This window comes from Rhizobium laguerreae (genome assembly GCF_019778565.1).
GTDB lineage: Bacteria > Pseudomonadota > Alphaproteobacteria > Rhizobiales > Rhizobiaceae > Rhizobium > Rhizobium laguerreae.
In genome coordinates this window covers 43,746-57,431 of sequence record NZ_JAAXQT010000008.1, presented here as the reverse complement: position 1 = coordinate 57,431, position 13,686 = coordinate 43,746, and the positions used below count along the sequence as shown (strand labels likewise).

10 protein-coding genes and 1 tRNA gene are annotated in these 13,686 nt (G+C 60.2%); 9 read left to right on the top strand and 2 right to left on the bottom strand.

From position 1 onward, the window contains the following. The first annotated feature begins 210 nt into the window (after positions 1–210). The 5 genes from glmM (at position 211) to serA (ending at position 6,283) form a co-directional block, all read left to right on the top strand. Complete coding sequence (glmM, locus tag HFO71_RS23150) at positions 211–1,563, top strand: phosphoglucosamine mutase (RefSeq protein WP_077979583.1); 1,353 nt, start codon at positions 211–213, stop codon at positions 1,561–1,563. A 306-nt stretch (positions 1,564–1,869) separates the two neighbouring features. Continuing rightward, positions 1,870–2,109 (top strand): hypothetical protein, encoded by a 240-nt coding sequence (locus tag HFO71_RS23145; protein WP_062945198.1) that lies wholly within the window; start codon positions 1,870–1,872, stop codon positions 2,107–2,109. Positions 2,110–2,406: 297 nt separating this feature from the next. Beyond that, positions 2,407–3,243, top strand: a complete 837-nt coding sequence (locus HFO71_RS23140) for an outer membrane protein (RefSeq protein WP_003542702.1) — start codon at positions 2,407–2,409, stop codon at positions 3,241–3,243. A 188-nt stretch (positions 3,244–3,431) separates the two neighbouring features. Further along, the gene (locus HFO71_RS23135; protein ID WP_132612232.1) at positions 3,432–4,607 is read left to right on the top strand and encodes a phosphoserine transaminase; all 1,176 of its coding nucleotides are present in this window, start codon (positions 3,432–3,434) and stop codon (positions 4,605–4,607) included. Between the two features lie 80 nt (positions 4,608–4,687). Further along, positions 4,688–6,283 (top strand): phosphoglycerate dehydrogenase, encoded by a 1,596-nt coding sequence (gene serA / locus HFO71_RS23130; protein ID WP_003542699.1) that lies wholly within the window; start codon positions 4,688–4,690, stop codon positions 6,281–6,283. Between the two features lie 75 nt (positions 6,284–6,358). Here the strand turns inward: serA and HFO71_RS23125 are convergent, their stop codons facing one another. Next, positions 6,359–6,625: a hypothetical protein gene (locus HFO71_RS23125; RefSeq protein ID WP_221968384.1), complete on the bottom strand. Its 267-nt coding sequence runs from the start codon at positions 6,623–6,625 to the stop codon at positions 6,359–6,361. Positions 6,626–6,857: 232 nt separating this feature from the next. Between HFO71_RS23125 and HFO71_RS23120 the strand changes: the two genes are divergently transcribed. From HFO71_RS23120 to HFO71_RS23105, 4 genes are all read left to right on the top strand, one after another. Next, positions 6,858–8,942, top strand: a complete 2,085-nt coding sequence (locus HFO71_RS23120) for a putative bifunctional diguanylate cyclase/phosphodiesterase (protein ID WP_221968386.1) — start codon at positions 6,858–6,860, stop codon at positions 8,940–8,942. A gap of 338 nt (positions 8,943–9,280) precedes the next feature. Further along, positions 9,281–10,381: a mechanosensitive ion channel family protein gene (locus tag HFO71_RS23115; RefSeq protein WP_077979588.1), complete on the top strand. Its 1,101-nt coding sequence runs from the start codon at positions 9,281–9,283 to the stop codon at positions 10,379–10,381. A gap of 219 nt (positions 10,382–10,600) precedes the next feature. Further along, positions 10,601–11,800, top strand: a complete 1,200-nt coding sequence (gene mnmA, locus HFO71_RS23110) for a tRNA 2-thiouridine(34) synthase MnmA (RefSeq protein WP_131641651.1) — start codon at positions 10,601–10,603, stop codon at positions 11,798–11,800. A gap of 135 nt (positions 11,801–11,935) precedes the next feature. After that, positions 11,936–12,012: transfer RNA gene (locus HFO71_RS23105), tRNA-Met, on the top strand. Positions 12,013–12,458: 446 nt separating this feature from the next. On the opposite strand, the gene HFO71_RS23100 is transcribed toward HFO71_RS23105, so the two are convergent. Continuing rightward, positions 12,459–13,292: a VCBS domain-containing protein gene (locus tag HFO71_RS23100; RefSeq protein WP_132612228.1), complete on the bottom strand. Its 834-nt coding sequence runs from the start codon at positions 13,290–13,292 to the stop codon at positions 12,459–12,461. Positions 13,293–13,686 lie beyond the last annotated feature (394 nt).

Genomic DNA, 13,686 nt, shown 5'->3' with positions numbered 1-13,686 from the left:
TCCGAAGTGGGAGATCCGGCCTTTTCTTTTGGTAACGGGATATAATCATTTTTCTTGCTAATTTACGTGCTGATCGCCGCATTTTGTGGCATTCCGCTGAATTGAGGCAAGCATGAATCACGCTCCTGGATTGACGACATTCCACTGAAGCCGGATTCGCTTGGAACGATGCGCTGCCTTGAATGGCGCGCGGAAAGCGCAGGAGTGCAGATGAAAAGACGCTATTTCGGTACGGACGGCATTCGCGGCCAGGCCAACGTCTTCCCGATGACGCCGGACCTTGCGATGCGGGTTGGCATCGCCGCAGGAACGATTTTCCGTAACGGCGCCCACCGTCATCGTGTGGTCATCGGCAAGGACACGCGCCTGTCCGGATACATGCTGGAGAATGCCCTCGTGGCCGGTTTTACCGCGGCTGGACTGGACGTGTTCCTGCTCGGCCCTATTCCGACACCTGCGGTTGCCATGCTGACGCGTTCCCTGCGATGCGATATTGGGGTGATGATTTCGGCCTCGCACAATCCGTTCCAAGACAATGGTATCAAACTTTTCGGTCCGGACGGCTACAAGCTCTCCGATGACATCGAAGCGCAGATCGAGGATCTGCTCGAGAAGGATCTATCGGGGCAGCTTGCCAAGGCTGAGGAAATCGGCCGAGCCAAGCGCGTCGATGGCGATATCTATCGCTATCTCGAGCATGTCAAACGCACGCTGCCGCGCGACGTCACGCTGCAGGGTCTCCGGATCGCCATCGATTGCGCCAACGGTGCCGCCTACAAGGTGGCGCCCGCCGTGCTCTGGGAACTCGGTGCTGAGGTCGTCACTATCGGCAACGAGCCGAGCGGCATCAACATCAACCTCAATTGTGGTTCCACCAGCCCCGTCGCGTTGCAGAAGAAGGTCGACGAGGTGCGCGCCGATATCGGTATCGCGCTCGATGGCGATGCGGATCGCGTCATCATCGTCGACGAGAACGGCTCGATCGTCGACGGCGACCAGCTGATGGCCGTCATCGCCGAGAGCTGGGCCGAGAGCCAGCAGCTGCGCGGCAATGGTATCGTTGCGACCGTGATGTCCAATCTCGGCCTCGAGCGTTTCCTCGATGACAAGGGCCTCGGCCTTGCCCGGACGAAGGTCGGTGACCGTTACGTCGTCGAGCATATGCGCCAGCATAATTACAATGTCGGCGGCGAGCAGTCCGGCCACATCGTGCTTTCGGATTACGGCACGACCGGCGACGGTCTCGTCGCGGCGCTGCAGATCCTGGCCGCGGTCAAGCGCACCGGCCGGACCGTCAGCGAGGTCTGCCGCCGCTTCGAGCCGGTGCCGCAGCTCCTGCGCAATGTCCGCATCAGCGGCGGCAAGCCGCTGGAGGATATCCAGGTGCAGAAGGCGATCGCCGATGCCGAAGCCGAGCTTGCCAGGAACGGCCGCCTCGTCATCCGCCCTTCGGGCACCGAGCCGCTGATCCGCGTCATGGCCGAGGGCGACGACCGCGCCCAGATCGAACGCATCGTCAACGAGCTGATCGGTACGATCTCGAACGTCCGGACAGCCGCCTGATTTTTTCGGGATGAAATGTCAAAAGCCGGTACGGAAGTACCGGCTTTTCGTTATTGGTGCCTTCGGTTCGAAGATTTACTCCGGATCGACTTCCCGCCGGGACCGTCTCCGCCCTTCCGAAGACAAGATGTCAGTGACTTGCCAGCTTGGCTTCCGGTAGGGAGCAAGCCTCGGCAATCGCAGCATGTCGGAGCGCAGTGAGCACTGAGACGGCATCCACGGAAATTTGCCGATGCCTTGGTGACAACGCTGTCAACCTCCACACGTGGATGCTACACGGCGGCATTTGCATTCAAGGGAAATATCATGAAAAAATTGGTGCGCCTGCTGCTGACGATCGCTCTGGCATTCGTCGTCTTTACCGGTTTCCGCTGGTATCGCTACATCACCAACACCGACAGCCCTTACGATGAAATCGGCATCACGCTCAACAATGCCATGCCGGGCCCGATCAATGCCTGGGGTTGTGCCAAGCTCAAAACGACCTTTGGCACCTCCTTGCCACCATACGGCTGCGCTGCCGAAAACGCGACGCAATGGAAGTAACAGCAAGATTTGTCGATTGGAGCAGCCGATGGATCTGACGGCGGAGGAAACCGACCTGGCGATTTGACGGGGCAGGGTTCTTGGGCTTTGCAGTTGGCGGTCTTCGGTGAGTCCGGCGGCTGCCAGCCTGAACCTAACTCCACGATAGCGAGGAACTCGCCGCCAATCTCTCTCTTAACGTTTCTTCCCATTTATAGTTAAGCAGCTTTTAACGTTTCCAATTCATTATCCATACGAAGCGTACCAGATTGGCGGCGATTGAGCCTGCCGACGCAACGAGATTTTGGAGTGGGATCCATGAAAAGAAGCTTGTCCGGCATCTTCGCCGCATTGTTGATCGCGACAAATGCCTATTCCGCGGACTTCGCCCCTGCCGAACCTATCCCGGAGCAGCCGCCTGAGGTAACGGTCACCGAAGCGACCGGCTGGTATCTGCGCGGTGATGTCGGTTATGCCTTTACCGATCTGCGCGGCGCCCGCTATTTTCAGGGCAGCAACGCCACGGAAGTCGATTTCGACGACGCTGATCTCGATGACGCATGGACGATCGGCGGCGGTGTCGGTTATCAGATCAACAGCTATTTGCGCACCGATCTGACCTTCGACTATCTCACCCAGGCGGATTTCAAGGGTTCGACGGTTGGGCAGTGCGGCTTTCCTCTGGTGGATTGCACCTCGAGCGACCGCTCCTCGCTGACGGCCTATACACTGCTCGCCAATGCCTATGTCGATCTCGGCACCTATGGCTACGTCACGCCTTATGTCGGTGCTGGTATCGGTGGTTCCTACGTGAAGTGGAAGAACCTGCGCAACGTTGCCTGCGCCGATGACGGCAGCTTCTGCGACGACCAGGTCACGCATGGCGGCAAGGGCAACTGGCGTTTCACTTACGCCCTGATGGCCGGCGCCTCGATCGACGTGACCTGCAACGTCAAGGCCGATGTCGGCTATCGCTACCTGCATATCGACGGCGGCAACATGTTCGGCTATGCCGACAATGGCGGCCCGGGTCGCGACAAGGGTCTCAGCGTTCACGAAGCCCGCGTCGGTGCCCGCTATCTCTTCGGGGGCTGCGCCCAGGCGAGCTACGAACCGCCGCCGGAAATCCCGCTGCAGCAGCCTGTCTACAAGTAAGTCCGATCTCCCTGACACCAGAAGCCGCCCCCAACCGGGCGGCTTTTCGTATTGCGGCCCTACTGCTCTGCGTCAAAATATGTTCCCGCCGCGACACTTCGATCTTGACTATGACGCGCCGGATCCATACACACGGCGGCGGGACACCCTTCCCCAACGAAGGGCTTTCTATCTGAGAGGATAGCATCATGGCGAAGACCGCAAAGCCGGACATCCGTCCGCTCAATACCCATTTTTCTTCTGGCCCCTGCTCGAAGCGCCCCGGTTGGTCGCTCGAAGCCCTTTCCGACGCGGCCCTTGGCCGCTCGCACCGCGCGAAGGTCGGCAAGGCCAAGCTCAAGCAGGCCATCGACCTTACCCGTGAAATTCTCGAAGTGCCGGCGGATTACCGCATCGGCATCGTTCCGGCGTCCGACACCGGCGCCGTCGAAATGGCGCTCTGGTCGCTGCTCGGCGAACGCGGCGTCGATATGCTCGCCTGGGAAAGCTTCGGCGCCGGTTGGGTCACCGATGTCGTCAAGCAGCTGAAGCTCAAGGATGTGCGCAAGCTCGAAGCCGGTTACGGCGAGCTTCCCGATCTCTCCGCCGTCGATTTCGACCGCGACGTCGTCTTCACCTGGAACGGCACCACCTCCGGCGTGCGCGTGCCGAACGCCGATTTCATCCCAGCCGACCGCAAGGGTCTGGCGATCTGCGACGCCACCTCGGCCGCTTTCGCGCAGGCACTCGATTTCGCCAAGCTCGACGTCGTCACCTTCTCCTGGCAGAAGGTTCTGGGCGGCGAGGGCGCCCATGGCGTCATCATTCTTTCGCCGCGTGCCGTCGAGCGTCTGGTCACCTACACGCCGGCCTGGCCGCTGCCGAAGATCTTCCGCATGACCTCGGGCGGCAAGCTGACGGAGGGCATCTTCCAAGGCGAGACGATCAACACCCCGTCGATGCTCTGCGTCGAAGACTATATCGATGCACTTGTCTGGGCCAAGGGCCTCGGCGGCCTCAAGGGGCTGATCGCGCGTGCCGATGCCAATGCCAAGGTCATCCACGATTTCGTCGCGGCAAACGATTGGATCGCCAATCTTGCCGTCAAGGCGGAGACAGCCTCCAACACCTCCGTCTGCCTGAAGATCGTCGACAAGGACATCGCAGCGCTTGATGACGACGGCCAGGCGAATTTCGCCAAGGGCCTGGTCGGCCTCCTGGAAAAGGAAGGTGTCGCTTATGACGTCGGCCACTACCGAGACGCGCCGTCGGGCCTGCGCATCTGGGCCGGCGCCACAATCGAGGCATCCGACATGCAGAAGCTGATGCCGTGGCTTTCCTGGGCCTTCGAAACACAGAAGGCGCAGTTCGCTCAGGCCGCCTGAGGTGATCGCATCCGGCTCCGCCATAGGGCGGAGCCTATTCCTGATTCATTCATCGCTGAACACTTTTGAAGGAGGCCCTCATGGCACCTCGCGTTCTCGTATCCGACGAGTTGTCGGAAACCGCCGTCCAGATTTTTCGCGACCGCGGCGTCGAAGTCGATTTCGAACCGCAGCTCGGCAAGGACAAAGACCGTCTGCTCGAAGTCATCGGCAAGTATGATGGCCTGGCCATCCGCTCCGCTACCAAGGTGACTGAAAAGATCATCGAGGGGGCGACGAACCTCAAGGTCGTCGGCCGTGCCGGCATCGGCGTCGACAATGTCGATATCCCGGCCGCCTCGCGCCGCGGCATCATCGTCATGAACACGCCCTTCGGCAACTCGATCACGACGGCCGAACATGCGATCGCGCTGATGTTCGCCGTCGCCCGCCAGCTTCCGGCCGCCGATACCTCGACGCAGGCCGGCAAGTGGGAGAAGTCGAAGTTCATGGGTGTCGAGATTACCGGCAAGACGCTCGGCGTCATCGGTGCCGGCAATATCGGCTCGATCGTCTGCGCCCGGGCCATCGGCCTCAAGATGCACGTCGTCGCCTACGACCCGTTCCTTTCCAAGGAGCGTGCCGAAGAGATGGGCGTCACCAAGGTCGAGCTGGAAGAGCTTTTCGCCCGCGCCGACTTCATTACGCTGCATGTGCCGATGACCGACAAGACACGCGGCATCCTCAACAAGGAAGCGCTGGCGAAGACCAAGCCCGGCGTGCGCATCATCAACTGCGCCCGCGGCGGCCTAGTCGATGAGGCCGCGCTTGCCGAGGCGATCAAGTCGGGTCATGTCGCCGGTGCCGCCTTCGACGTGTTCGAGGTCGAGCCCGCCAAGGAAAGCCCGCTCTTCGGCCTGCCGAACGTCGTCTGCACGCCGCATCTCGGTGCCTCGACGACCGAGGCGCAGGAAAACGTCGCTTTGCAGGTGGCCGAACAGATGGCGGATTACCTTGTCAACGGTGCCGTCTCCAACGCCATCAACATGCCGTCGATCACGGCTGAAGAAGCGCCGATCCTGAAGCCCTTCATCCGCCTTGCCGACGTTCTCGGCGCCTTCGTCGGCCAGGTCACCGAAGAGCCGATCAAGGAAATCGAAATCCTCTATGACGGCATCACTGCCAACATGAACACGCGGGCACTGACGAGTGCTGTGCTCGCCGGCCTCATCCGCCCGCAGGTCGCCGACGTCAACATGGTTTCGGCGCCAATCATGATCAAGGAAAAGGGCATCGTGCTCTCCGAGGTCAAGCGCGACAAAACCGGCGTCTTCGACGGCTATATCAAGCTGACGGTGACGACCGAAAGCATGACGCGCTCGGTCGCCGGCACGGTGTTTTCGGACGGCAAGCCGCGCTTCATCCAGATCAAGGGCATCAACCTCGATGCCGATGTCGGCTCGCACATGATCTATATCACCAATACCGACGTTCCCGGCATGATCGGCTTCATCGGCACGACGCTTGGTGCTGCCGGCGTCAACATTGCCAACTTCCAGCTCGGCCGTGACAAGCAGGGCGGCGACGCCATCGCACTGCTCTATGTCGACGGCAAGGTTGATGACGCCGTGCTTGCTGAGTTGACCGCCCACCAGGCAGTACGCCAGGCAAAACCGCTGACCTTCAATATCGACTGAGTTTTTCCTCCCAAGGAAATGAAAACCCGGCGCTGGAAACGGCGCCGGGTTTTTGCTGTTTCAGGAACAGACAAATTAACGGTGCCGGCGTTTCCGGCGGACGAGCCTGCCGAAACGGGCGACATCGTCTTCAGCCTTGGTGCGGTGAAGGAAGGCGAGCCTGCTGCCGTCGAGGCCCTGAAAGAATTCGTCCCAGGAAATTTCTTCCTGTGTTTCCGAGGAAAAATCGACGCGGACGGTTTCGCTATCGCTCGCGTCCTTGATGCGGGCGGGATGGCCACCGCGCGCCTCGATCCAGTGTCTGATCCTGCTGTAATCCGTCGTCGTGCCGAAACTGCCCATGAAACCCTCCTCAGCAACTGGCTTGCGACTTCGATGCCCAGGAACGCACGATCGAGAGAATTGTTCCATGGTGCCTCAATTATTTTATCGAGGCCCGAGATCGCGATGGCAGATCGCCGCTTTTGCACATTCTGAAGGCGGAAGCCTAAAGTTTAGCCCTGATTATGATTCTGATTTTATTTAACTTTTCTCGATATATCCTAGCATCGGCATCAACCGCACGCGAATTTCCATGGCCCTCTTGCAGAAGACCGAGCAGACCCAAGCATTAAACGACGACTTCCGGTCATTGTTTGCAACGCATCCGTCGCCGATGTGGGTCTATGATCCGGTAACGCTGCGCTTTCTCATCGTCAACGAGGCGGCGGCAGTACTTTACGGCTACGGCGCGGACGAGTACCAGCGCATGACGGTTCTGGAGATCCGCCCCGAGCATGAACGGGAGCGGATGATCGACGCCGTCAGCAGCCGTACCGACATGGAAAAGGCGGAACGCTGGGTTCACCTCAAGGCGAGCGGCGAGACCTTCGAAGTGCTGACCTATGGCCGAGAAGTGCGTTTCGAGGGCCGGGCTGCGATCCTGGCAATCGTGCAGGATCGCAGCGAGGTCAATGCCGCCAGACGCCAGATGAGCGATACCCGCTCGCTTCTCGACAGCATCGTCGACAACCTGCCTGTCGGCGTCTTCGTCAAGGACATGGAAGCGGACGGGCTCTACGTTCTCTTCAACGAGGCCTGCGGCGATATCGTCGGCATGAGGGCGGAGCACGTGGTCGGCCAAACCGACCGGGCGCTGTTTCCCGCCGGCCAGACAGACGCCTTCCGCGAGCAGGATCGCCGGGCCTTCGAAACCAATGCGGCAATCAGCTTCGAGGAGACGATGCTGCGCGCCGATGGCGTGCCGCGCATCCTGCGCACCGTCAAGCGCGCCCTGCCGACGCCGGAGGGCCATGCGCCGCGTTATCTGCTCGGCATCTCGCAGGACGTGACGGAGGAGCGCACCGTCGAGGCAAAGCTTGCCCATCTCGCCATGCACGATTCGCTCACCGGCCTGCCGAACCGGGCGGCATTTTCCAGGCGTATCAACCAGCGGGCGGTCGAAGCGACCACCGACAGCCCGATCGCGCTGCTCTATATCGACGTCGATCACTTCAAGCATATCAACGACAGCAAGGGACATGCCGCCGGCGACGCGCTACTTTGCCAGGTGTCGGAGCGGCTGCTGCAGCTGGCGGAGGAGGTCGATCTCGTCGCCCGCCTCGGCGGCGACGAATTCGCCGTCGTGCTGGAGCTCGACGAGCCGGAGCGGGCCGGGCGTTTTGCGCAGCGGCTGCTCAAGGCGCTGAGCCGTGCCTTCGATCTCGACGGCGCCCGGGAGCATGTCACCTGCAGTATCGGCATCGCCTTGGCGCCCGATCATGCCGGCGACGCGGATGTGCTGATGCGGCATGCGGATCTGGCGCTCTATGCCGCCAAGGAGAGCGGGCGCTCGACCTATCGTTTCTACGAGACGGAGATGCGGCTTGCCGCCGAGCGCCGGCACGTGATGACCGCCGAGCTGTGGGAAGCGCTGGAGAAGCTCCAGTTCGAGCTGCATTACCAGCCGATCGTGCAGCTCGACAATGACGGCATCGGCGGCTTCGAGGCGCTGATCCGCTGGCGCCATCCCAAGCGCGGTCTGGTGGCGCCGATGGAATTCATTCCGCTCGCCGAGGAAACCGGCCTTATTGTGCCGATCGGCGACTGGGTGATCCGGGAAGCTTGCCGCACGGCTGCCGGCTGGCCCGCCCATCTGAGGATCGCCGTCAATCTCTCCGTCAGCCAGTTTCGGCATGCGAGCCTACTTTCGACCGTGGTCGCGGCGCTCGACGAGACGGGCCTCAATGCCGACCGGCTTGAAATCGAGATCACCGAGTCCGTATTCCTTACCGATGCCGATCAAAGCCTGCCGCGGCTGCGTGCATTGAAGGAGCTTGGCGTGCATATCGCCATCGACGATTTCGGCACCGGTTATTCGTCGCTGAGCTATCTCCGGTCCTTTCCCTTCGACAAGATCAAGCTCGACCGCAGCTTCGTTTCGGGCATCGAGACGGATGCCGGTAATCTCGCCATCGTGCGCGCCGTCGTCGGCATCGGCTTCGGCTTCAGCGCGACGACGCTGGCCGAAGGGATCGAGACGGAGGAGCAATTGCAGAGGCTGCGCGCCGAAGGCTTCAGTGAAGTGCAGGGCTATCTGCTCGGCCGGCCGATGCCGCAGTACGAGGCGGAGGCGCTGATCCACGGGCGCGCGCTGAAGGCCGCTTCGTCTCTCAGATAGGCGTGCTTGCGAGGCAGCTGGGATCAGCCGCCCGGCGCATGCCGCCTGGCGCTATCAAGCATTCGTCATTTTGAGAAAGGCGGCAGAAGCGGCATAATTGTCGTGGGCTGGAAAGGAGGATGTGTATGAAACGCTATTCATTCTCGATGATCGGACTGGCGCTCGTAACCGCCATCATCGCCAATCCGGGCATCGCATTCGCCTGTAACAAGCTGATCGGCACCTGAGCCGCACCCCTGCTTTTCATGAGGCGCAGCTTCGGCTGCGCCTTTCTTGTGTGAAGCCATTTTTTCGACTCGTCACTTTCCGATGTTGCATTGCACTCTAACTGCACCTGCATGACGGAATTTCTGGACGACATTCGCGCCGGAGGCATCTGGCTCCCCGACTGGCTTGCAAGCGCCGTCATCTTCGCGGCGGTCATCTCAGTGGGGCTCTTTGCGCATCGCATTCTCTTTCGCTTGCTGACGCGCTTCGTCGAGAGCAAGGATCTCTTCTGGCGCTCCCTCGTCTCCCGGTTAAAACGGGTGGTGAGACTTGCGATGCTGGCAGCCGCCCTTTCCTTCGGTGCGACGGTCTCGCCGCTGACGGAATATCAGTCGGCGACCGTGCGCCACTTCCTGCTGATCTTCTTCATCATCCTGGTCGCATGGATGGCAAAGACCGCCAAGCATATCTGGATGACGGTCTATCTGCGCCAGTTCAAGCTCGACGCCGAGGACAATCTTCTGGCGCGCAAGCATGTGACGCAGACACGCATCATGGAGCGTGTCATCAACCTGCTGATCGTCGTCATCGCGATATCAGCCTGCATGATGACCTTCGATGCGGTCCGGCAATATGGCGTCAGCCTGCTCGCATCTGCAGGCGTTGCCGGTATCGTCGTCGGCCTTGCGCTTCAGCCGGTGCTGAAGAACCTGTTTGCCGGCATCCAGCTTGCCATCACCCAGCCGATCCGGATCGACGATGCGTTGCTGGTGGAAGGCGAGTGGGGGCGAGTGGAGGAGATCACTTCGACCTATGTCGTCCTGCAATTGTGGGACTGGCGGCGTCTTATCTTGCCGCTGAGCTATTTCATCGAGAATCCGTTTCAAAACTGGACGCGCGAAAGTTCAGCGCTGATCGGCACGGTGATGATCTATCTGGACTACAGCGTGCCTGTCGATGTGGTGCGTGGAAAGGTCGAGGAGATCGCGAAGGCTTCGACGCTGTGGGACCGCCGCGTCGTGAATGTCGCCGTCACGGATTTTCGTGAGACGGTCATGGAGATCCGCGTCCTCGTATCGGCATCGAATTCCAACCGCACCTTTGACCTTCGCTGCGAGGTACGGGAGAAACTGATCGATTTCATCCGCCGCGAATATCCCGAAGCACTTCCGCGCATGCGGGCAGTGATGAGCGAGGCGCCGGCGCGAGATCGCCGTCAAGCGGCGGAATAGGATCTATCTCGCAGGCGCCTTCGCATCACCTTCCATCGGCGTCATGGCCTATGACGCCGCCAAGTTCGGCCGAAAGCCGGCACTTGCGCGCGGGCGCAATAGTTTCTATATCCGTCGCCCATGAAAGCCGGCGGCCGATCCCGCCGGAAATGCAGGAAATCCGCCACATTCCGAAGTCAGAACGGCGGATCGAAACAACACAGAATTTGGCAGCACCCGTTGAACACACTGGATTTTGACAAGAAGCCGGAAGAGACCCGTGTCGTCGTCGCCATGTCGGGCGGCGTCGATTCATCTGTCGTCGCTGGCCTTCTCAAACAGCAGGGTTACGACGTGCTCGGCATTACGCTGCAGCTTTACGATCATGGCGCTGCTGTTCACCGCGCCGGCTCCTGCTGCGCCGGCCAGGATATCGACGATGCGCGCCGCGTCTGCGAAACGCTCGGCATCCCGCATTACGTGCTCGATTACGAAAAGCGCTTTCGCGAGACGGTGATCAACCCCTTCGCCGAAAGCTATGTGGCCGGCGAAACGCCGATCCCTTGCGTTTCCTGCAACCAGACCGTCAAATTCGCCGATCTTCTGGCGACCGCCAAGGAGCTTGGCGCCGATGCGCTGGCGACCGGCCACTATATCCGCTCGGGACGGAATCCTTCGCCGGACAATCCCGGCCGCCGCGCGCTTTTCCGCCCGGCCGATGCCGACCGCGACCAGAGCTATTTCCTCTTTGCCACGACGCAGGAACAGATCGATTATCTCCGCTTTCCTCTGGGCGGCCTGCCGAAGGCCGAAACCCGCAGGCTCGCCGAAGAAATGGGCCTCGTTGTCGCCAAGAAGGCCGACAGCCAGGACATCTGCTTCGTGCCGCAGGGCAAATATTCCGACGTCATCACCAAGCTGAAGCCGAATGCTGCGCTCGCCGGCGAGATCGTCCATCTCGATGGTCGCGTGCTCGGTACCCACGAGGGCATCCTGCACTTCACGATCGGCCAGCGCCGCGGCATCGGCATCGCCACCGGCGAGCCGCTCTACGTCGTCTTTCTCGACGCCCGTTCGCGCCGCGTCATCGTCGGGCCAAAAGTGGCGCTGGAAACGCACCGCGTCTACCTGCGTGACGTCAACTGGCTGGGCGACGAGACACTCCAGGAAGCCGCCTCCGGCAAAGGCTTCGCCTGTTACGCCAAGGTCCGATCGACACGGGCGCCAGCGCCCGCCGAGCTGCATGTCGATGCAACCGGCACCTATGTCGACCTGACCGTCGGCGAGGCGGGCATCGCGCCCGGCCAGGCCTGCGCGCTTTATTCGGCGCCCGGCGACAACGCCCGCGTCTTCGGTGGCGGTTTCATCGAACGCTCCGAGCGCGAACCTTCGGCCGAAGCCTGCCTGAAGGCCCTTTTGGCCAGCCCCGTCGCCGCCTGAAACCCATCGGAAACGGGAGGCGGCAAAGCCCACCGTTTTTCTCGATCATGCGCTTGACACAAAGCCGAAGCGCACCTTATAAGCCGCTCATCCCACGAACCGGCATCGCTTCGCGAGCGGGTATCGTTGACCAGTGGCGGAGTAGCTCAGTAGGTCAGAGCAGAGGAATCATAATCCTTGTGTCGGGGGTTCAAATCCCTCCTCCGCTACCATCTCCTCATTGCACAATTAACGATTTTTGCGGCTCGATTTTGAGCCGGCTTCGATGGCCGCTATGGCACATTGGTCGCAGCGCCAAGCGTGGCGGCGAGGGACAAAACCAGTCCGGCCCTGATCTGCAGGATTCGCGCCAACGGCGAGGACAGGCCTATCTGTAGAGCGTCAGAAACAACAGAGGCATCTTCGTCGTCCAAAGGTGGGATGCGACAGCGATAATAATAGCCCATACGGCGAGCGAGAACATGACCGCCGCTAACCTGATCCCGACTGGCTGCATCATGTCCTCCATCCCAGCATAATCGTGCCCCTCGAACGATCCAATGCTAGCAAGATGCAGGCCCGTCAGCTATCGCAAGAAATTGGTACCCAGATAGGCGCCGCAGGACGCAGTCGGTGAAGGTGCACAGATTTCGGTGATGCGGCGCCTTTTCCCCATCAATCAAACGATGAAGTGAAAGTTGTCGTATTGCGCGCCGTAATAATCCGGGCCGCTCGTTTCGTTGATGACGGGTTCGGTGTCGAGCACGAGTTGGTCGATTTCGCCGTAGGCGCTGAGATCGATCACTTGCGGGTCATGAATGCTGTCGGCGGTGACGTTGACCGTGACCAAGAATACGGTATCGCCGTCCAGCTTACCTTCGATCGTCAGAACGTTGTCATAGTCCGATGTGCCGTTTGCGACACTGAATTGCTCGATCTGAAAGTTGCCGCCATCGGCGGCTTGGATGGGTGTCCAGAACACGCCTCCTCCCAGATAGTGGTTGCCATCCGCTTCCTCCCGCACAGTCGCGTCGTCACCATCGTACCAAGCGCCCCAATCGAAGCCTTTGTAGCCCGTCGGGAAGTCGTGGTTGCCGACATCCTCGAAATTGACGAAGACGTCGCCGCGTTCCGGCAGGTCGACCGCGATGTTGAGCAAGCCGAAGTCGGTCGCGCCTTTGCCATCCGAGATCTTGAAATTGAACTGGTCGACGAGTTGGTCTCCCGGGCCGAGCGCTGCTACCACCGGGTTGGTGTGATCGAGCTCATATGTGTAGTTGCCGTTGGAATAGACGGTCAGAGTGCCGTATTTTCCCTCGACTGTGGTGGTGGTGGCAGGTCCGTACGGATCGGCCGGTTGCGGAATTCGCTGTCCATTGACGAAGTTGAGACGTACCTGATCTCCGTCGGCATCCACCGAACTGGTATTGTCCAGGATGTTGCCGTCGATCGGATTGTCGATGTTGAAAATAGGCTGGTATACGTCACCTGCAACCGGCTTGTGGTTCGCCATTTCTATCCCCCCGTTTGATGTTCTTTTCGACTATGCAACCCTATAGGGTGTCTGGCAACCGAAATTGAGGGAGCGTCAGAGCAATTCCACCCGTCAACGTCACAGATCCCGGTCGATTACAGCTCAACTATTCAAGTAAAGGGAGCGCATAAACGTCGATCCTATTTATGAACCAGGATTTACGCCTTGTCTTACATTGCTGCCGCTTCATCGATCATGGTGTTTCTCGCCCTTTCAGGCGATCCACCAATTCGGCCAGCGGATAACTTTCGGGCAGATAATAATGATAGGTCAATCATGACATCGTCATGACGATATACTGCATGAATTGCTCGACGCGCCAAGAGCAATCGTAATGGCGAAAGGGGAGCAATCAGCAGAGCCCGAGCTTCTG

Excerpts from the sequence above, each read along its gene's own strand:
- glmM (WP_077979583.1), top strand. The coding sequence starts at position 211 with ATGAAAAGACGCTATTTCGGTACGGACGGCATTCGCGGCCAGGCCAAC.
- HFO71_RS23145 (WP_062945198.1), top strand. The coding sequence starts at position 1,870 with ATGAAAAAATTGGTGCGCCTGCTGCTGACGATCGCTCTGGCATTCGTC.
- HFO71_RS23140 (WP_003542702.1), top strand. The coding sequence starts at position 2,407 with ATGAAAAGAAGCTTGTCCGGCATCTTCGCCGCATTGTTGATCGCGACA.
- HFO71_RS23135 (WP_132612232.1), top strand. The coding sequence starts at position 3,432 with ATGGCGAAGACCGCAAAGCCGGACATCCGTCCGCTCAATACCCATTTT.
- serA (WP_003542699.1), top strand. The coding sequence starts at position 4,688 with ATGGCACCTCGCGTTCTCGTATCCGACGAGTTGTCGGAAACCGCCGTC.
- HFO71_RS23125 (WP_221968384.1), bottom strand. The coding sequence starts at position 6,625 with ATGGGCAGTTTCGGCACGACGACGGATTACAGCAGGATCAGACACTGG.
- HFO71_RS23120 (WP_221968386.1), top strand. The coding sequence starts at position 6,858 with ATGGCCCTCTTGCAGAAGACCGAGCAGACCCAAGCATTAAACGACGAC.
- HFO71_RS23115 (WP_077979588.1), top strand. The coding sequence starts at position 9,281 with ATGACGGAATTTCTGGACGACATTCGCGCCGGAGGCATCTGGCTCCCC.
- HFO71_RS23100 (WP_132612228.1), bottom strand. The coding sequence starts at position 13,292 with ATGGCGAACCACAAGCCGGTTGCAGGTGACGTATACCAGCCTATTTTC.